This window comes from Streptomyces sp. NPDC046197 (genome assembly GCF_040646295.1).
Classification (GTDB): Bacteria; Actinomycetota; Actinomycetes; order Streptomycetales; family Streptomycetaceae; genus Streptomyces.
Genome location: NZ_JBEYZY010000005.1, coordinates 312077 through 331796 on the forward strand (window position 1 = coordinate 312077; position 19720 = coordinate 331796).

General features: G+C 73.6%; 13 protein-coding genes and 1 pseudogene. 10 read left to right on the top strand and 4 right to left on the bottom strand.

Annotated elements, in window-relative coordinates; translation table 11 throughout:
• Positions 1-151: 151 nt before the first annotated feature.
• Positions 152-1408 (bottom strand): serine/threonine-protein kinase, encoded by a 1257-nt coding sequence (locus AB0A61_RS10105; RefSeq protein WP_361289037.1) that lies wholly within the window; start codon positions 1406-1408, stop codon positions 152-154.
• Between the two features lie 190 nt (positions 1409-1598).
• Positions 1599-3257, bottom strand: a complete 1659-nt coding sequence (locus AB0A61_RS10110; RefSeq protein ID WP_361289040.1) for a protein kinase — start codon at positions 3255-3257, stop codon at positions 1599-1601.
• A 649-nt stretch (positions 3258-3906) separates the two neighbouring features.
• On the opposite strand from AB0A61_RS10110, the gene AB0A61_RS10115 reads away from it, so the two are divergent.
• The 6 genes and pseudogenes from AB0A61_RS10115 (at position 3907) to AB0A61_RS10140 (ending at position 13572) form a co-directional block, all read left to right on the top strand.
• On the top strand, positions 3907-7938 hold the full coding sequence (locus AB0A61_RS10115; protein WP_361289043.1) for an FHA domain-containing protein: 4032 nt from the start codon (positions 3907-3909) through the stop codon (positions 7936-7938).
• Positions 7939-8074: 136 nt separating this feature from the next.
• The gene (locus AB0A61_RS10120) at positions 8075-9463 is read left to right on the top strand and encodes an ABC transporter substrate-binding protein (protein WP_361289046.1); all 1389 of its coding nucleotides are present in this window, start codon (positions 8075-8077) and stop codon (positions 9461-9463) included.
• A 63-nt stretch (positions 9464-9526) separates the two neighbouring features.
• Entirely contained in the window at positions 9527-10879 is a 1353-nt protein-coding gene (locus AB0A61_RS10125; protein WP_361289049.1) for a sugar ABC transporter permease, read from the top strand.
• Positions 10876-11787, top strand: a complete 912-nt coding sequence (locus AB0A61_RS10130) for a carbohydrate ABC transporter permease (RefSeq protein ID WP_361289052.1) — start codon at positions 10876-10878, stop codon at positions 11785-11787. Before AB0A61_RS10125 ends, AB0A61_RS10130 begins: the two co-directional genes overlap by 4 nt.
• 152 nt (positions 11788-11939) lie before the next feature.
• A pseudogene (locus tag AB0A61_RS10135) lies at positions 11940-13347 on the top strand (glycosyltransferase); the annotation flags it as partial.
• Positions 13348-13416: 69 nt separating this feature from the next.
• On the top strand, positions 13417-13572 hold the full coding sequence (locus AB0A61_RS10140; protein WP_361289166.1) for a hypothetical protein: 156 nt from the start codon (positions 13417-13419) through the stop codon (positions 13570-13572).
• A 57-nt stretch (positions 13573-13629) separates the two neighbouring features.
• Here AB0A61_RS10140 and AB0A61_RS10145 read toward each other — a convergent pair whose 3' ends face one another.
• The gene (locus tag AB0A61_RS10145; RefSeq protein ID WP_361289055.1) at positions 13630-14043 is read right to left on the bottom strand and encodes an organic hydroperoxide resistance protein; all 414 of its coding nucleotides are present in this window, start codon (positions 14041-14043) and stop codon (positions 13630-13632) included.
• Between the two features lie 138 nt (positions 14044-14181).
• Here AB0A61_RS10145 and AB0A61_RS10150 point away from each other — a divergent pair, with 138 nt between their 5' ends.
• The 4 genes from AB0A61_RS10150 (at position 14182) to galE (ending at position 18877) form a co-directional block, all read left to right on the top strand.
• Positions 14182-14670: a MarR family transcriptional regulator gene (locus tag AB0A61_RS10150; protein ID WP_361289058.1), complete on the top strand. Its 489-nt coding sequence runs from the start codon at positions 14182-14184 to the stop codon at positions 14668-14670.
• A gap of 279 nt (positions 14671-14949) precedes the next feature.
• Complete coding sequence (locus AB0A61_RS10155) at positions 14950-16137, top strand: glycosyltransferase 87 family protein (RefSeq protein WP_361289161.1); 1188 nt, start codon at positions 14950-14952, stop codon at positions 16135-16137.
• An 82-nt stretch (positions 16138-16219) separates the two neighbouring features.
• Positions 16220-17818, top strand: coding sequence for a glycosyltransferase family 2 protein (locus AB0A61_RS10160; RefSeq protein WP_361289060.1), 1599 nt, complete (start codon positions 16220-16222; stop codon positions 17816-17818).
• A gap of 66 nt (positions 17819-17884) precedes the next feature.
• Entirely contained in the window at positions 17885-18877 is a 993-nt protein-coding gene (gene galE, locus AB0A61_RS10165; RefSeq protein ID WP_361289063.1) for a UDP-glucose 4-epimerase GalE, read from the top strand.
• 68 nt (positions 18878-18945) lie between these two features.
• On the opposite strand, the gene AB0A61_RS10170 is transcribed toward galE, so the two are convergent.
• Entirely contained in the window at positions 18946-19584 is a 639-nt protein-coding gene (locus AB0A61_RS10170) for a TetR/AcrR family transcriptional regulator (protein WP_361289066.1), read from the bottom strand.
• Between the last annotated feature and the right edge of the window lie 136 nt (positions 19585-19720).

Consider the following 19720-nt stretch of genomic DNA (forward strand, 5'->3'; position numbering starts at 1 on the left):
GCCTCCCGCAAGGGACCAGGGTGGGTCCCGGGTCCCTCAGGCCCGCCGAGGGGGGCAGGAAGCGGGGGTGCGGGGCACAGCCTCCCGCAAGGGACCGGGGCGGGTCCCCGGGTCCCTCAGGCCCGCCGATGCGGGCGTCGGGTGGGACATCTCACGGGGACGTCGGGGTCGAGTGGTTCGAGTCGTCGGGGGGAGCGCTTCCGCCGTCCCCAGACGTCGCCCACCATGCCCCCAGTCCGAGCACCGCGGCCAGCACCACCCCGGCCACGCCCAGCGTCACCCGGCGTCGCCGCGCGGCGGCCCGGTGGCGGGCCGAGCCGGGGCGTGGCGCTCCCGTGGCCCTCGGCGCCCGCGCCGTGCCCCGCGCGCCGCCGGCCAGCTCGTCCGGCGCCGGAACCCGCATCGACGTGTGCGTGTCCCGGTTGGAGTCCGGCTTCGCCCCGGGCACCAGCGGAACCGCACCCCGCCGCCGTATCCGCTCCGCGTCGGGCGCCGAGGGCGCCGCGGACGGGTCCTCCCGCGGCTCCTCGGCCGCGTCCGCGTCGGTGTCCGCGTCCGGCTCGTCCACGTCCAGCGGCGGCATCCCCGCCAGCATCGGCAGCAGCTCCCTGAGCCGCGCCGCCAGCTCGGACGCCCGCAGCCGTGAGGCCGGCGCCTTGGCCAGGCACTGCACGACCAGCTGCCACAGCTCGTCCGGGATGCCGGGCAGCGGCACCACGGTCTCGGTGACGTGACGGCGCAGCACCGCCCCCGGGTGGCCACCGCCGAACGGCGTGAAGCCCGCCAGCAGTTCGTACAGCACCGTGGCCAGCGCGTAGATGTCGACCGCGGCCCGCGGCGGCAGGCCCTCCACGATCTCCGGCGCCAGGTAGTCCGGGGTGCCGATGATCCTCGTGGCGCGGGTCCGCTTCGGCGAGTCGATGAGCTTGGCCACGCCGAAGTCCGTCAGCAGCGCCGGGTGCGACCCGCCGGGGCCCAGCGGGCCCTGCATGTCGAGCAGCACGTTCTCCGGCTTGACGTCCCGGTGCACGACCCCGGACGCGTGCGCGGCCGCCAGCCCGTCCGCCACGTCCGCCACGATCGCCACCGCGGACTCGGGCGCGAGCCGCCGCTCCCGCTCCAGACGGGTGCGCAGGTCCGTACCGCGGACCAGGTCCATCACGAGGGCCAGGTCGTTGCCGTCGACCACCAGGTCCCGTACCGACACCACGTTCGGGTGCTCAAGGCCGAGCAGAGCCGTCCGCTCCTGGACGAAGCGGCCCACGAGCTCCTGGTCGGACGCGAGGTCCTCGCGCAGCAGCTTGATGGCGCAGGGCCCCTCGGGCCCCTCGCCCAGCCACACCGTCCCGGCGCTGCCCCGCCCCAGGATCTGGTGCGCGGTGTACCGGCTGCCGATCTTCCGTGCCAAGGCTGCTCCTACAGACGCGTGTTGCCGACAAAACTACGCGTCCGGCGAGCCAACCTTCACGGCGGAGACGGAAATCACCCGTCAGATGTCGACAAATCCCCTGAGTCGCAGCGGTACCGGAGAGTCGAACCCGTACGAAAAAGACCCAGCGGTACGGGCCGGGTCCGCCGCTCGTCGGCACAGACCGACGTCAGCCGCTCTTCACCTTGCTGCCCAGGTCCTTGATCCAGCCGGTCACCTGGCCGAACCAGTGGCTCAGCTGCCCCCAGTAGCTCCGGCCGGTGCCGATCCAGTGCTGCAGCGGGCTGAACTCCCAGACCAGCCAGCCCGCGACGAACAGGATGATGATCGTGAACAGGCACCCCTTCAGGCAGCCGAGCCCGGGGATCTTCATGGGGTTGGCGCTCCGCTGCCGCGGCGGCCTCGGCTCACGCGCCGGCCGCTGCGGCTCCGGCGCGGGCGGCGCGTACCGCTGGGGCCGCTGGTGCTGCGGCGGGGCGTACTGCTGCGGCTGCTGCTGATAGCCGTAGCCGGGCTGCGGACGCTGCTGGGGCTGGGGCCGCGGCTGCTGCTGCGGCCGGGCGACCTGCCGCTGCGGCCGCCGGCGCAGTGGGTCCTCGCCCGGGTCCAGGTACTGGACCTGCGTCTGCTCGTTGCGGTCGCGGGCGGCGCGCAGCTGCGTCTGCCAGGGATGCGGCTGCTCGGGCTGCTGCCCCTGCGGCCCGGCGCCCGGCCGGCCCTGCGGCATGGGCGGCATCACGCGCGTGGGGTCGGCGCCGCCGCCGTTCGGCAGCACGGTGGTCGGGTCGGCGGCGCCCTGGGGGCCACCGGTGTGCGGCAGAACGCTGGTGGCGGCGTTCGGGTCGTACGACGCCGCGCCCTGCGGCAGGACCTGCGTCGGGTCGGCGGCCCCGGGCCCGCCCGGCACGGTCGCGGGCGCCGGGTCCGGGGCCAGCAGGGCGCCGACGCCCTCGGCGGCGGCGATCTGCGCGGCGTTCGCGTGCACGCCGGTGCCCTCGGCGACGACGCGCAGGCCGCGGGCGAGGTTCTCGGCGCTGGGCCGTTCGGCCGGGTTCTTGCGCAGACAGCGTTCTATGACCGTCCACAGCGGGTCGGGGACGGTGGACGGGCGGCGCGGCTCGGCGCTCAGGTGCTGGTGCAGGACCTCCAGGGCCGAGCCGCCGGAGAACGGCGGACGCCCGGTGACCAGCTCGTACAGCAGGATGCCGGCGCCGTAGATGTCGACGGCGGACGTCTGCGGGCGGCCCTCGGCCGACTCGGGCGCGATGTACGCGGGAGTGCCGACGAACTCGTGGGTGCGGGTGAGGCCGGGCGAGTCGGCCAGGCGGGCGATGCCGAAGTCGGTCAGCATCGGGTGCATCTGCCCGCCGTTCTGCTGGAGCAGGACGTTCGCCGGCTTCAGGTCGCGGTGGACCACGCCGTCGGCGTGGCTCGCGGCCAGCGCGTCGGCGATCTGCGCGGTGAGCAGGGCGGCGGCGACGGGCGTGAAGGGCCCGTTCTCGCGCAGATAGCGGTGCAGGTCGGGGCCGTCGACGAGGTCCATGACCAGGGCGAGCAGATCGCCCTCGACCACCAGGTCGCGAACCCGGACGATGTTCGGGTGGGTCAGCCGGAGCAGCACGGACCGCTCCCGCAGGAACCGCATCACGACGTCCGCGTCGCCGGCCAGCTCCTCCTTGAGGACCTTGATCGCGACGGTCTCACCGGGCTGACCGGGCACGGCCGCCTCGGCGCCCGCGGTCTCCCGCTGGCGGGCTCGCCAGACGGTGCCCGTGGCGCCGCGTCCGAGCGGCTCCTCGAGCAGGTACTTGCTGCCTACCGGCCGCACGTCATGCGCTCCCTGCTGCTTGCTTGCCTGGTCTCCCACGCCGGGTCGGCGTCGTGGGTTCCCCCGCTCGAACGAGGCCGAGGGTGGGGGAGGATGTGCTCCGATCCACTGTAGTGCCGCCCTGCGCGGTGCCGGGCTGTTGTGCTACTGCGCCCGGCGTCCACCCATGGTCGGCGCCGGCTCCTTCCGAGGCGACTTACGCACGGCGCGCCGTACATGTTCGATGGAAAGACGCTCGGCTCGGGTCGGTTGGTTGCTCGCAGACGGACGTGACCGATCTCAAGCGAGTCCCAAGCGGACACTCGCGGGGCACTGGTCAGGCACTTTTGCGGGCAGAGCCGACCAATCAAGATCACTTGCCGGTGGGCGGCGGGCGCGGTGTCAGTGGCAGGTGCGAGGATGCCTCCAGTACTGGCAGTACTGGCCGACGTGCTCGTGCGGCGGGGTGGGGAAAGTCCGCGGTGGCGACCGCGGGACGGCTTCGTCCCCCTTCGCGGGCGCCCGCAGGCGAGCGAGCCGAAGGGGTGCGTCGGTGTCGAGGGCGGGAGCGCGCACAGGCCCGGGGGGCTGAGCACGGTCGCGGTCTGGACACCGGCTCAGCGGCCCCGTAGGCGAACCGCGGACGAAACGGAAGGGACCGCTGACGGCGATGCAGATCCGGCTGACCGTCGTAGACCCGCTGGGCCCGCCCACCCCCAAGCCCTCGGCTTCCCTCGAACATTCACCCGAACGCGCAGCCGAACACCCAACCCAACCGGGAGGCCCGGCGGCGCAGGGCCGAGCCGCGAGCCGCGACGTGCTGGTCACCGCCCCCGCGGGCACGGCCCTCGCCGCGGTGGCGTCGGCGCTCGCCGCCGCGGTCACCGGGGACGGGGCCGCGCCCGAGCGCGGCCGGGAGCGGGGCGCGCCCGAGCGCGGTCGCGAAGGCGGTGCCGGCCCGGTGGTGCTCTACGCCGGGACGGAGCGGCTCGACATCCAGCGCTGCACGCTCGGCGAGCCGCCGCTGCTGGACGGCGCGGTGCTGTCCCTGGGCGCCCCCGCCGATCCCGAGCCGCACCCCGAGCTCGACGCCGCCCCGACCCAGCTGCACGTGGTGGCGGGACCGGACGCGGGCGGGGTCCATCTCCTGCACGGCGGGCAGATCACCGTCGGCCGCTCCGCCGACGCCGACGTCCCGCTCGACGACCCCGACGTCTCCCGCCTGCACTGTGCGGTGACGGTCGCGCCCGACGGCCGGGTCTCGGTCGCCGACCTCGGTTCCACGAACGGCACCGTGCTGGACGGCACGCCGGTGGGCCCCCGCCCCGTCCGCTTCTCCCGGGGCGCGCTGCTGCGCATCGGCGAATCGGCCCTGCGGCTGACCCCGGCCGCGGGGCCGGGGGCGCGGATGGAGACGGCACCGGACGGGGAGGGGCACGTACGGGTCCCCTCCGGGGACCGGCGCGAACCGGTCGGCACCGCCGCGGGGTCCGGCGCGGACGTGACCGCGGTGGGCCCCGCGCGCGTGCCGGGCGCCGGAGACGGCACGGGCGGCGGTACGGGTACGGATACGGGTACGGATTCGGCGGACGGGCCCCGGCCGGGACCCTCGAAAGAGGCCCCGGCGGCACCCGCGGACGCGCTTGCGTCAGCGCCGATCGAGGAGGGGACGCGTGCGCCCCTCTCCCACGGCTCGGCGAGCTGGGGTGCCTCGGGAGACGCGCCGGGAGCCCAGGAGCACGGTCCGGTCGAACCTCCCGTAATCCCCGCCCAGGGCCGCGCCCCACGCGCGGAGGGCCACGGCGGCGCGCGCGGTACGGCGGCGGCCGCAGGGATGTCCTCCGCGCCGGACGGCGGGAGTACGCATGCCGGACGCTTCGGGGCGGCCGGGCGCGCCGGGGCCTTCGCCGCCGGGACGGCCGGGGAGTCCGGCGGCCCGGCGTACGGTACGGCGGCCCCGGGCGAACGCCCCGACGGCCCGGAACCGTCCGTCAGCGGCCGCAAGGGCACGCCCGTCCGGGGCATCGACGTGCCGCACGGTGTGCGCAGACGGGGCGGACTCGGGGCTTGGGCGCGCCGGCTGGCCGGAGGCCGCGGCGAGCAGGCGGCGGCCCGGCGCGAGACGTACGACGACGGGGTGGCCGGCCCACCGGCGCCGGGCGTGGCCCCCGCGTACGCGGGACCGCAGCTGCCGGAGACCTGGCCCGACCCGGCGGCGCTGCTGCTGACCGCGCTGGGGCCGGGACCACGGCTGTGGGAGCGCGGTCCGGGGCATCCGGAGACGCTCACCGTACGGCTCGGTACGACCGACCGCGCGGTCCCGGACGGCTCGGGCCTGCTGCCCGCGGTGCCGGTCACCGCCGATCTGCGCGAGGTGCGGTCGCTGGGCCTGGCCGGGCCGCGTGCCCGCGTGTCCGGACTGGCGCGCGCGGTGCTGGCCCAGCTGGCCGCGCTGCACTCCCCCGACCTGCTGGAGATCGTCCTGCTCAGCGCGGACCGCACCCGCCCCCTGGAGGAGCGCTCCGCCGACTGGTCGTGGCTGGGCTGGCTCCCCCATCTGCGCCCCGGCCACGGCCAGGACTGCCGTCTCCTGCTCGCCTACGACCGGGAACAGGCCACCGCCCGTACGGACGAACTGCTGCGTCGTCTGGAGGACCGCCTGGCCGAGCCCCGGGCCGCCGCGACGGGACCGTCCCCGCTGGGGGACCACCCGGCGGGTGCCCCGGCGTCCGGCGGCGCGGACCGGTCCGCCGACCGGCGTCCTTCCTGGGCGCGGGAGGACGACAGCCTGGAGGACCGGGGCTTCCCCGGGCCGTACACGGTGGTCGTCGTGGACGGCGACCCGGGAGGTGCCGCCGTGCGGGAGGGGGTCGCGCGGCTGGCGCAGGAGGGGCCACGGGCCGGCATACATGTCGTGTGTCTCGCCGAGACCCGCCCCGCCTCGCCCGCGTCCCCGGTGGCGGAGACGTACGAGGCCGCCTGCGCGGTGTCACCGGTGTTCCGGGAGTGCGGGGCCGTCGCGCTGCTCAGCGGTGACGTGGCGACGTCGCTGCGGCTCATGCGCGTCGCGCACTCCGGCCCGGACGCGCGACGGGACACCCCGCCGGGCACGCCGGGAGCGCCGCACCAAGCCACCGCCCAAGACCCGCATCCCGGGGCCACCGAATACCCGCACCCCGGCGCCATCGAATACCCGCACCCCGGAGCCGCGGAGCACCCGCACCCCGGACACGCGCAACCCATCACCGGCACGCCCGGACACGCGCAACCCATCACCGGAACGCCCGCGAACACGCACCCGGCCCCGGCCACAGCGCCCGCCCCTGCTGCCGCCCCCGCCCCCGCTGCCGGCCGCACCCCCGGCCATCCGCACCCCACACCCGTCGCCCCCGGCACCGTCGCCGTCGTCGACGCCGTGTCGCTCGCGTGGGCCGAACGGTTCGCGCGGGCGCTGGCGCCCCTGCGGACGGACGGCGCCGTCGGCGACCGGCAGGCGCGGGTGTCGGCGCCGCTGCCCCTGTCGGCGCGCTTGCTGGACGAGTTGGGGCTGGCGCGGGCCACACCGGCGTCGCTGCTGGCCCGCTGGGCGGACGCGGCCGACGACACGGCGGCCCTCGGCGGGCGCGCCTGGGCCGTGCTGGGGGCCGGACCGCGCGGACCGGTCTGCGCGGACCTGGTGGCCGAGGGCCCGCATCTGCTGGTCGAGGGACCGGCGGGCAGCGGCCGTACCGAACTGCTGCGGTCCGTTGTCGCCTCACTCGCCGCCGCCGAGCGGCCCGACCGTCTCGGCATCGTCCTCCTGGACGGCCGGGACGGCGTCGGCGCGGGCGGCGGCCACGGCGACGGTCTGCGGGTGTGTACGGACGTAGCGCACGTCACCACCCACCTCACCGCCAACGACCCGGTACGCATGCGCGAGTTCGCCCAGTCGCTGAGCGCCGAGCTGAAGCGGCGGGCCGAGCTGCTGGGGCGGGCCGACTTCGCCGACTGGCACACCCGGCGCGAGGTGTCCGGCCGCATCGTCCCCCAGCGCACGGCGGCCGGGCGCGCCCCGGGCGGTGACTCCGGGGCCGCCGACGTCGACACCCCGCCCAACTCCACCCTGCGGCTGCGGCCCGCGGCGGCCGGTGCGCGGACCGGGGCGGCGCCGCCGCTGCCCCGGCTCGTCGTGGTCGTCGACGACCTGGACGCCCTCGTCTCCCCTCCGCTCGGCTCGACCGGGCGGCCCGCGGCCGGGTCCGTCATACGCGCGCTGGAGGCGGTGGCCCGGGACGGCGAGCGGCTCGGCGTGCACCTGGTGGCGGCCACCGCGCCCGGGGGCCGTACGGCCGAGACGGAACCGGCACGCCGGGCCACCCTGCGCGTCACGCTGGACGCGCCGGCCTCCGGCCGCGGGGGCACCCCGGTATTCGAGGCAAGCCGGGAACAGCGCGGGGAACCGGCGCCGGGCCGCGGGCACCTGGCCTCCCCGGACGGCCGGGTGACGCCCTTCCAGGGCGGCCGCGTCACCGGCCGTATCCCCCGGACGGCGACCCAGCGCCCCACGGTCGTCCCCCTGGAGTGGGCTCGCATGGGGGACCCGCCCACCCGGCGCTCGGTGCGGGAACTGGGCAACGGGCCCACGGATCTGGCCCTGCTGGCCAGCGCACTGGAGCGGGCGGCCAGGGAGGTGTCGGCGGCCGAGGTGCCCTCGCTGTTTTGACGTAGAGTCACGACGTGGTCACGATCGTCCGCTTGACAGCGTGGGCACTCTTGCCGACGCCAGACCCCGGGCGTAGACCGAAAGGCGCACGGGACAGCGCTCGATCGTTCGGCGAGGAACGAAGAACGGGGAAGTGATGCGCAGCATGAGCAGCACCATCCGGACACACAGGGCCGCGAAAACCGCAGCGGCCGTCGCCGCGGGAGCACTCGCGCTCGCCCTCACCGGGTGCGGCGGGAGCAACGACAAGAAGAGCAACGACGACCAGAGCAGCAAGGGCACGGAGACCGGCGCCACCGTCACTCTCCCCAGACTGGACGGCGCCACCCTGGAGGTCGCCGCCGTCTGGACCGGCCAGGAGCAGAAGAACTTCAAGCAGGTCCTCGCGGAGTTCGAGAAGCGCACGGGCGCCAAGGTCACCTTCGTTCCCGCGCAGGACCCGATCATCAACTTCCTCGGCTCGAAGATCGCGGGCGGGCAGCCGCCGGACGTCGCGCTGCTCCCGCAGCCGGGCGCCATCAAGCAGGCCGTCGACAACAAGTGGGCCAAGCCGCTCGGCCCGGAGGCCCTGGCGCAGCTGGCCAAGAACTACTCACAGGGCTGGCAGGACATCGGTAAGGTCGGCGGCAAGCAGTACGGCGCCTACTACAAGGCCGCCAACAAGTCGCTGATCTGGTACAACGCCAAGGTCCTCGAGAACGCCAACGCGAGTGAGCCGAAGACCTGGAACGACCTGCTCACCGCCGCACGGAACGTCTACGACTCCGGGGTCACCCCGTTCTCCATCGGCGGCGCCGACGGCTGGACCCTGACCGACTGGTTCGAGAACGTCTATCTCTCCCAGGCGGGCCCGGAGAAGTACGACCAGCTCGCCCAGCACAAGATCAAGTGGACGGACCCCTCCGTGAAGGCGGCCCTGACCACCCTCGCCCAGATCTGGGGCAAGAAGGAATACGTCGCGGGTGGCCCGGACGGCGCGCTGCAGACGGAGTTCCCGGCGTCCGTCACCCAGACCTTCACCGGCGGTGACCAGCCGAAGGCGGCCATGGTCTTCGAGGGCGACTTCGCCCAGGTCAACATCGGTGAGACCAAGGCCAAGGTGGGCACCGACGCGAAGGTGTTCCCCTTCCCGGCCGTGGGCGGCACCGCACCCGTGGTCTCCGGCGGCGACGCGGCCGTGATCCTGAAGGACTCCAAGGCGGCACAGGCGCTCGTCACGTTCCTGGCCTCGTCGGACGCGGCGACGATCCAGGCCCGGCTGGGCGGCTATCTGTCCCCGAACAAGAACGTGCCCAACTCCGCGTATCCGAACGCGGTGCAGCAGAAGATCGCCAAGGCGCTGGTCGCGGCCGGCGACCACTTCCGCTTCGACATGTCCGACCAGGCCCCGCAGGCCTTCGGCGGCACCCCCGGCAAGGGCGAGTGGAAGGACCTCCAGGACTTCCTGAAGAACCCGGCGGACGTCGCGGGTACCCAGGCGAAGCTGGAGAAGGACGCGGCGGCGGCCTACGGCAGCGGGAGCTGATCCCACGATGACCGGACACCACGTACAGATGACCGGACACCACCGGCACGGGCGGGTCCGGCGATGACGTCGGCCGCCGCGGAGGGCGTCGCCAAGACCTCGGCGACGCCCTCCGCCCCCCGTCGGCGCAAGAGCGTGACCGGCACCCGCAGGACCGTGGCGGCCCTGTTCCTGCTGCCGGCCCTGGTGCTGCTGGGCGCGCTCGTGGTCTACCCGATCGGGTACTCGATCGTCCGCAGCTTCTACACCAACTCCGGCGACGGCTTCGCCGGGTTCGACAACTACAAGGCCCTGTTCACCGACGACGGCATCCGCACCGCCCTGAAGAACAACATCATCTGGGTGGTGTTCGCGCCGGCGGTCTCCACCGCGCTGGGCCTGATCTTCGCGGTGCTGACCGAACGGGTGCGCTGGGGCACCGCGTTCAAGCTGGTCGTCTTCATGCCGATGGCGATCTCGATGCTGGCGGCCGGGATCATCTTCCGGCTGGTGTACGACCAGGACCCGGACAAGGGCGTCGCCAACGCGGTGTGGGTCGGGATCCACGACACCTTCGCCCAGTCGTCGGCCTTCCCCAAGGCCCACCCGGGCCGCACCTCGCCCCTCAGGCCCGACCAGGGCGGCTTCCTGACCACGGGCACGGTGCACACGGGCCAGTCGGTCGCCCTGCCGCTCCTCGGTGTCGCTCCCGACCAGATGCCGAGCAGCGCCAAGAAGGCCGTGCAGGCCAGGCCCGAGCCGGGGAAGATCACCGGCACCACCTGGCAGGACTTCACGCGCGGCAAGGGAGTCGGCCGGCTCGGCCGGGTCGACCCGTCCGAGCTGGGCTATGCCGGCATGCGGATCGAGGCGGTCAGGGACGGCAAGGTGGTGGCCTCGACGGAGGCCGCCGACGACGGCACGTTCACGCTGCCCGCCGCGGCCGACGGGGCCCGGCTGCGGCTGCCCGCGAGCAACTTCAAGGCGCCGTACAACGGGGTGGACTGGCTGGGTCCGACGCTGGTGACGCCGGCCATCATCGGGGCGTACGTGTGGATGTGGGCCGGTTTCGCGATGGTGCTGATCGCGGCCGGGCTGGCGGGCGTGCCCCGTGAGCTGCTGGAGGCGGCGCGGGTCGACGGCGCGAACGAGTGGCAGGTGTTCAGAAGGGTCACGATCCCGCTGCTCGCTCCGGTTCTCGCGGTCGTGACCGTCACCCTGATGATCAACGTGCTGAAGATTTTCGACCTGGTGTTCATCATCGCCCCGGGCTCCTCCCAGGACGACGCCAACGTGCTGGCCCTGGAGCTGTACCGCAAGGGCTTCTCGGAGGGGCGGCCCGGCATCGCCAGCGCCATCGCGGTGTTCCTGCTCCTGCTGGTGATCCCGGTGATGCTGTTCAACATGCGCAGGCTGAGGCGGGAGGTGCGGCGATGACCGCCGAGGCCGGCAGTTTCTCCGAAGCGGCGCCCGCCGCGCGGACGGTGAAGGCGAAGCAGACCCTGGGCGGGCGGCTGGCGGGAGCCGTCAGCGGCGGCCTGGTGCGGGTGTTCCTGATCGTCGTCGCTCTGTTCTGGCTGGTGCCGACGATCGGCCTGCTGCTGTCGTCGCTGCGCTCGCCGGAGGACATGGCGGCGGGCGGCTGGTGGAACGTCTTCAGCAAGCCCTCGCAGCTCACCTTCGACAGCTACCAGAAGCTCCTGGAGAACAGCGACATCACCAACTCCCTGCTGAACACCGTCCTGATCACCGTTCCGGCGACGGTCCTGGTGGTCGTGGTCGGCTCGCTGGCGGGCTACGCGTTCGCGTGGATGGAGTTCCCAGGGCGCGACTGGTGGTTCCTGGGGGTGGTGAGCCTGCTGGTGGTGCCGGTGCAGGTGGCGCTGATCCCGATCGCCGAACTGTTCGGCAAGTTGGGCCTGTTCGGAACGATCTTCGGTGTGATCCTGTTCCACGTCGGGTTCGGACTGCCGTTCGCGGTGTTCCTGCTGCGGAACTTCTTCGCGGAGATCCCCAGGGAACTGCTGGAGGCCGCCCGCCTCGACGGTGCCGGCGAACTCCGCCTGTTCGCCCGGGTCGTGATGCCGCTCGGCGGTCCCGCGATCGCGAGCCTCGGCATCTTCCAGTTCTTGTGGGTGTGGAACGACATGCTGGTGGCGCTGGTGTTCACCAAGTCCGGTACGCAACCGATCACGGTCGCCCTGCAGACCCAGGTACGCCAGTTCGGCAACAACGTCGACGTGCTGGCACCCGGGGCGTTCATCTCCATGGTGATCCCGCTGGCCGTGTTCTTCGCGTTCCAGCGGCAGTTCGTGTCCGGCGTGATGGCGGGGGCGGTCAAGTAGCCGCACACCGGCGGTCTTCGGAGCGGGCGGGCCGACACCCGTCCGCTCCCTGCTGTTCACCCCCAGTCCCCCACATGCCACGACAAACGTAACCAATTCACTCCATCGGCCGTTCCCGGGCAGAACGCACGCGCCGCCCCTTGGATGTCTCCTTGCCCAGGTTCAGTGTCATCGCCCCCGTGTGCCGGGTTCAGGCGTACCTGCACGAGTGCCTGGACTCGGTGCTCTCCCAGCCGGGTCCCGATCTCGAGCTGATCGCCGTCGACGACTGCTCCCCCGACGCGTGCGGAGCGATCACCGACGAGTTCGCCGCGCGCGACCCACGCGTGCGGCCGCTGCACCTGCCCGGGAACCGGGGACTCGGCCACGCCCGCAACGCGGGGATGGCCGAGGCCACGGGCGACTACCTGCTGGTCCTCGACGGCGACGGCACCCTCGCCCCCGACACGCTCCGGTCGATCGCCACCCGCCTGACCCGGACCGGCGAGCCGGACGTCCTGATCTACGACTACGCGCGCACGGACTGGACGGGCCGGGCAGCCCGCGACAGGGCCGCCGCCCCGCTCAGCGAGAACGGCCCGGCGCCCTTCCGGCTGGTGGACCGCCCCGGCCTGCTGAGGTGCTGATGGTGGCCTGGAACAAGGCGTACCGGCGCGAGTTCGTGCAGCGCGAGAGCTTCACCTTCCCCAGTGGCCACTACGAGGACACGCCCTGGACGTATCCCGTCCTGATGACCGCGGAGTCGATCGCGACCCTGGACCGGGTGTGCGTGCGCTACCGGCAGCGTCGGCACGGCAGCATCCTCGGCACCACCAGCCGCAGGCACTTCGACGTCTTCGAGCAGTACGACCGGGTCTTCGCGTATCTCGACGAGCGACCCGAACCGGTGTGCTGGCGACCGGTGTTGTTCCACCGCGTGATCGACCACTTCACGACGGTGTTCACCCGGCCCGACCGGCTGCCGCGCGCCTGCCGTGCCGAGTTCCTGCGCCGGGCGCGCGGGTACCACCGCCGCCACCGCACCGCGGGCTCCCCGCTGTCCCCGCGCTCCCGGCTGCGGCACACCCTGGTCCGGCTGGGCCTGCACCGCACGTTCCGCGCCCTGCGACTGGTGATGACGCTGCGCCGCAGGACGGTCAAGGTGGCCGCCAAGTCCCTGCGCGCGCTGCGGGCCGCCGGGCTCCAGCTGCACTACCGGGTCCAGCTGCGCCTGCCGCTGCGCGCCGACCATGCCGTCTTCTCCGCCTACCGGGGGCGCGGGCACGGCTGCAACCCGGGCGCGCTGAGGGCGACACCCCGGGACGTGGCCCGGCTGCGGGAGTCGCTCGGCATCCGGGAGGGCACCCTCGCGCTGCTGTACGCGCCCACGCACCGCGACTACCGCCGCACCGGGCGCCCCGCGCTCGACCTGGAGCGCCTCTCCCGCCGCCTCGGCCCGGACTTCGTCGTGCCGGCCCGCGCCCACCACGGGCAGGACGGCCCGCTCACCGGCAGCTCGGGCCGGGTCGTGGACGTCGGCGACCATCCCTGCGTGGAGTCCCTGGCCTGGCCTCGGACGCGCACGGTGTCTTCCTGGTGGCGGCCGCCTGCGCCGGGATCCTCACCCAGGCGGCACACCCCGACATCACCGTGTGGGGCGAGCGGCTGATCGTCCTGACGTGGCTGCTGCCGGTCGTGGGCGGGCCGCTGCTGCTGGACCGGGTGGTGCGCCGGCCCGCGGCGACCGGTGTTCCGGGGCCGCGCCCGGTGGGCGAGCGCGGCGACCGGAACCCGATCCCTCGGTGAGGTGGGGCGGGGCGGGGGTGTAGACCCCGGCGGTAGGACGGCCGCTCGATTACTCGATTACTCGACGACGAGCTCGACCGGAATGTTGCCGCGGGTGGCGTTGGAGTACGGGCAGACCTGGTGGGCCTGCTCGACCAGCTTGCGGCCCGTGGCCTCGTCCACGGACGCGGGCAGCTCGATGCGGAGGGTGACGGCCAGCCCGAAGCCCGCGCCCTGCTTGCTGATGCCGACCTCGCCGGTCACCGCGGCGTCACTCACGTCCACCTTCGCCTGGCGGCCGACGAGACCGAGGGCGCTGGCGAAACAGGCGGCGTAACCGGCGGCGAACAGCTGCTCGGGGTTGGTGCCCTGCCCGTTGCCGCCGAGCTCGACCGGAGGGGCCAGCTGCACGTCCAGCTTCCCGTCGGAGCTGTAGGCGCGGCCGTCACGACCGTGGGTGGCGGTGGCTACGGCGGTGTAGAGCGCGTCCATGGATGACCATCCCTCTCGAAGGTTCATGTCCGGGCGGCCGGACCCTGGCTTGTCGGGTCCGGGCCGTCCCACGACCAGAAGTAGAGCACACAATTCAGTTGTGCACAACTAAATGGGGGGCAGAGCTACCCTGGGGGCATGACTACCCAGGCTCCGCAGACCGCGCCGGACGAGGACTGGCTGCGTCTGGACCGCCAGATCTGCTTCTCCCTGCACGCCGCCTCGCGGGCCTTCAACGGCGTCTACCGCGTGATCCTCAAGGAACTGGGGCTGACCTACCCGCAGTACCTGGTGATGCTCGTGCTGTGGGAGCACGGCGAGACGCCCGTGAAGAAGCTGGGCGAACACCTGCGCCTGGACTCCGGCACCCTGTCACCGCTCCTCAAGCGGCTGGAGACGTCCGGCCTGGTGCGCCGGGAGCGCAGTGCGCGGGACGAACGGTCGGTGGAGGTGCGGCTGACCGACGAGGGCGCCGCGCTGCGCGAGCGCGCCACTGCGGTCCCGCGCCGGATCATGTCCGCGACCGGCTTCAGCCTCGACGAGATCCGCGACCTGCGCTCCCGCCTGGACCGGCTGACCACCGCGCTCGACACGGCGGCGCTGGACGAGACGCCGGGCTGCCGATAGCCGGAGGCCTGCGCATGCAGGGACGCAGGGTCACGAGTCCCGGTACACCACATGGGTACACCACATGGCCGATTTTGGGCGCCGAGCAAGGCGTTACCGGTGATTGAGGGTGTATTGACCCGGACACGGCATTCGCGGGGATTACGATCCGCCGTGATGAGTGCCGTGCTGAGTACCGTGACGAGTGCCCTGAGGAACGTGACGGGGGCCCTCACGCGTGCGTCGACGAGACAGCGCCTCCTCGTCCTGACGGCCGGCTGGCTCGTCACACGGGCCCTCATGCTGTCGCTGCTCGCCCTTGGCGCCCTGCCCCTGCTGGACCGGGGCGGAGTGGCGCGGGAGGTCTGGCAGCTCTACCACCACTGGTACGTCGTGCTCTCCCACGGCACCTTCCCCGCCTACGACCCCCTGTGGCAGTACCCGCCCGGCGCGGGGGTCGTGCTGCTGTCACCCGCGATGCTGCCGGGCCTGACGTACTTCCAGGCGTTCGTGGTGCTCTCCCTCGCCGCCGACGGCGTGATCGCGCTGGCGCTGGCACGCGCGGGCACGCGCCCCGGCCGCAGCCTGCGCGGAGCCGGTTACTGGACGCTGGGTCTGCCACTGCTGCTGCACGTCCCGCTCGCCCGCTACGACGTGCAGGTCACGGCCCTGGCCGTGCTCGCCCTGCTGGCGCTGTCACGCTCCCCGCGCGCGTGCGGCGCGTTCGCGGTACTGGGCGCCCTGGTCAAGGTGTGGCCGGTCCTGCTGCTGATGGGCACGCCACCGGGGCGTACGACGCGGTCGGCGTGGATGTCGGCGGCCGTCACCGGGTCCGCCACGCTCGCGGTCCTGATCGCCCTGTTCGGGAACCCGCTGTCCTTCGCGCGCCAGCAGGGCGGCCGGGGCGTGCAGATCGAGTCGCTCGGCGGCACGGTGCTGTCCCTGGCGACGCACGCCGGCTGGCCGGGCACGGTCCGGTACCAGTACGGGGCCCTGGAGTTCACCGGCCCGCACGTCTCCACCGTCGCGCACCTCTCGCTCGTCCTTTCGGCCGCTGCCCTCGCCCTTCTGGTGCTGTGGCGCGTGCGCGCCCGGCACTGGACCGGGGCGACGCCGTCCGACGCCGCGCTCAGCGCGGTGCTGCTGTTCACCGTCACCAGCCGGGTCATCAGCCCCCAGTACATGATCTGGCTGCTGGGACTGGCCGCGGTCTGCCTGACCTCGCGGCACACCACCCAGCGGCCGGTGGCCGCGCTGCTCGGGGCGGCGAGCCTGGTCAGCGTGATCGCCTACCCCACGCTGTACGACCAGGTGGCGGCCTGTACCTGGGCGGGCTGCGTGCTGATGCTGGCCCGCAACGGCCTGCTGGCCGCGGCGGCCGTGCTCTCCTTCGTCCGGCTGTGGCGCTCGACGACAGGCGCGGTGCTCCCGAAGGAACCGGGGGCGGACACCCACCGCCTCCCGCACGGGACGCTGAGCCCTTCCTAGCCGGGCGCCGAGGCCTTCCCGGCCGAGCCCTTCTTGGCGGTGGATCACCGACCGCGCGTACCATCCCCGCACGATGGATTCCATGCACCCGCACCCCCAGCAGGCCCACATCGGCGTCGTCGTCATCGGATACAACGACGTCGACCACATCACCGACGCGGTGCGCTCGGCGCTCGCCCAGGGACCCGCCGTACGCGAGGTCGTCGCCGTCGACGACCGTTCGACGGACGGCACCTTCGAGCAGCTCACCCGCCTCGCCGAAGCGGAGCCGAGGCTGCGGGTGATCCGGCGCGAGACCAACAGCGGCGGCTGCGGCAGCCCCCGCAACACCGGCATCGACGCAGTGACGTCGCCGTACGTGATGTTCCTGGACAGCGACGACGTGCTGCCCCCGGGTGCGGTGGACGCGCTGCTCGACGCCGCCACCAAGGAGCGCGCGGAGGTCGTCGGCGGCCTGTGCGTGCGCCGTGAGCTCCCCTCGGGGCGCGAAGTGCCCTGGCAGGACCACCTGTACGCCGAGCGCGCCGTGTACGCCGGCCCCGCACAGTTCCCGCAGCTGGTGCGGGACACCCTCTGCGTGAACAAGCTGTACCGCACCGCCTTCCTGCGCGAGCACGGCATCCGCTTCCCCGAGGGCCGCTTCCACTACGAGGACTTCGTCTTCACCGCGCGCGTGCTGGCCGCCGCGCCGCGCATCGCCCTCGTCCCGGACCGGGTCTACATCTGGCACGTGCGCCGGTCCGCGGGACAGTTGTCGATCTCGCTGGACCGCGGCGGCGTCCAGAACTGGCGGGCCCGCACGGAGGCCGCCCGGCAGGCCCACGAGATCCTGCTGGCCGGCGGGCAGAAGGAACTCGCGCGGGCGGCGCGCGCCAAGTTCCTCGATCACGACCTGCGCATGTACGTGCGCGAGCTGGGCCTGCGCGACGCGGACTACCGGCGCGCGTGGTGGGCGCACACGCGGGAGTACCTCGGGCAGTACGACGCGGCGGACTGGGCCGTCGACCCGGCGGCGACCGGCAGCCTCGTCGCCCGGGTCGTCCTGGCGTCCCCCGAGCCGCGCGACCTGCCCCGGCTGAAGGAGCTCGCCGCCCGCCCGGCCCGGCTGTGCCCGCCGTACGCCCGCGCCGAGGACGGCACCCCGGTCTGGTCCGGCGAGCTGCCCGGACTCACCCTGGAGCCGCACCTGGCCCGCCCGGTCTCCGGTCTGCCCCTCGCCGTGGACGCGGAGCTGCGGCCGGGCGCCCGCACCAGCCGCCTGCGGCTGCGCCTGCACGAGCTGTACGGCCGCGTGGCAGAGGCGGGTCCCGGGGAACTCGAGGTGTGGTGGCAGCACCGCGAGGAGGGACGGGCGACCCTGAAGACCACCGTCGCGCTCACGCCCTCCCCGGACGAGACCTGGTCGGCCGAGACGGACGTGGACCTCACGGCCCTGGGCGCCGGCATCTGGGACCTCAGGCTGCTCGTGCGCTTCGCCGACGGCGCGGCGCGGGAGACGACCGCGCACGCGCGGACGGGGGCCGGCCGGCTGCGCCGCGGCGCCGTCCCGAGCCTGAGGCACGGCCTCCTGCTGGTCCAGCCCTACGCCACGCACTCCGGCGCGCTCGCCCTGCGCCTGGCGTCCGGGCCGAGCGGAGTCGCGGCCGTGGTCGGCGGCAGGCTCCGGCGCCTGCTTCACTGAGCCGTACGCGGTGCACCTGCGCACCCAGAACCCCGCCATGGCCGACCGACGAGGAGACGCCCGCACATGACCTGGCTCATCACCGGCGGCGCCGGATACATCGGAGCGCACGTGGTCCGCGCGATGACCGCGGCGGGCGAACAGGCGGTCGTGTACGACGACCTGTCCACCGGGATCGCCGAGCGCGTCCCGGACGGGATCCCGCTGGTGGCGGGCTCCGTCCTGGACGGGGAGCGGGTGGCCCGCGCACTCGAGGACCACGGGATCACCGGTGTCGTCCATCTGGCGGCGAAGAAGCAGGTGGGCGAGTCCATGGACCGGCCGCTGCACTACTACCGGGAGAACGTGGAAGGCCTGCGCGTGCTGCTGGAAGCGGTGACCGCGGCCGAGGTCCCGTCGTTCGTGTTCTCCTCATCGGCGGCCGTGTACGGCATGCCGCACAGCGCACTGGAGGGGGAACTGGTGACGGAGGAGACACGGTGCGCCCCCATGTCGCCCTACGGCGAGACGAAGCTGGCCGGCGAGTGGCTGGTCCGGGCGACGGGCAGGGCGACCGGCATGGCCACGGCGTCACTGCGCTACTTCAACGTGGCGGGCGCGGCGAGCCCGGAGCTGGCGGACACCGGCGTCTTCAACCTGATCCCCATGGTCTTCGAGAAGCTGACGGAGAACGCGGCCCCGCGCATCTTCGGCGACGACTACCCCACCCCCGACGGCACCTGCGTGCGTGACTACATCCACGTGGTGGACCTCGCGGAGGCCCATGTGGCCACGGCCCGTGCCCTGCAGTCCTCCCCGGGCCTCGATCTGACCCTGAACATCGGCCGTGGCGAGGGTGTGTCGGTGCGCGAGATGATCGACAGGATCAACGCCGTCACCGGCTACGACCGCCCTCCGGCCGTCCACCCACGGCGGCCCGGCGACCCGGCCCGCGTCGTCGCCTCCGCCGACCGCATCACCACCGAGCTGGGCTGGCACGCCAAGCACGACGTGCAGGACATGATCGCCTCGGCCTGGGAGGGCTGGCTCCGCCACCACCCGGAGGCGGCCCGCAGCTGACCGGGTCCCGCGTCGGGCCCGGGCCGCGCCGCGCGCCGGGTCCGCCGCCCGGCGGGCCCGGTCTCCGTTCACAGCGCCTTGATGCCCTCGGCGGTCGCCCGGGTCAGGGCGTCCAGATAGCCCTTGGGCAGCTTCGGGCTGCGGATGACCACCGCGCGCCAGTACAGCGGGCCCGAGATCAGGTCCAGGGCGAGGTCCTGGTCGACGCCCGGGCGGATCTCGCCGCGGCGTTCGGCCGCCGCCAGGATGCTGCTGACCACGCTCTCCTGCCCCTCCCGCAGGGCCTTCTGCATGGCCTCGGCGATGTCGGGGTTGCGGGCGGCCTCCGCCTGGAGGTCGGGGATGATCTGCGAGGCCACGGGGTGGCGCAGGGCTCGGGAGGTCACCTCGTACAGCAGCCGCAGGTCGGTCTCCAGGGAGCCGGTGTCCGGTGCGGGCAGGCCCTGCACGGCGAGCGCCGAGACGATGTCGAGGACCAGGTGGAGCTTGGAGCGCCAGCGGCGGTACACCGCAGTCTTGCCGACCCCCGCGCGCCGTGCGATCCCCTCAATGGACATCCGTGCGTAGCCGGCGGCCGCGAGCTCCTCGAAGACGGCCGCCCGGATGGCCTCCGTCACATCCTCCCGCAGTACGGCCGCCCCGGCGGGGACCCGGCGGCGCGGCCGCGTCTGGGGCTCGTCGGCGTTCGTGGTCATGGCGTCCAGCATAGGGCGTTACGACGAAACGGTTGCGTTCCGACGTCACTTCGTCCTACTCTCACGTTGCGACGATACGGTGCCGTCCCGACGTAAAGCCCGGTGAACGTAACCGTAAAGAACCGGACAACGAGCACGGAATCGGACG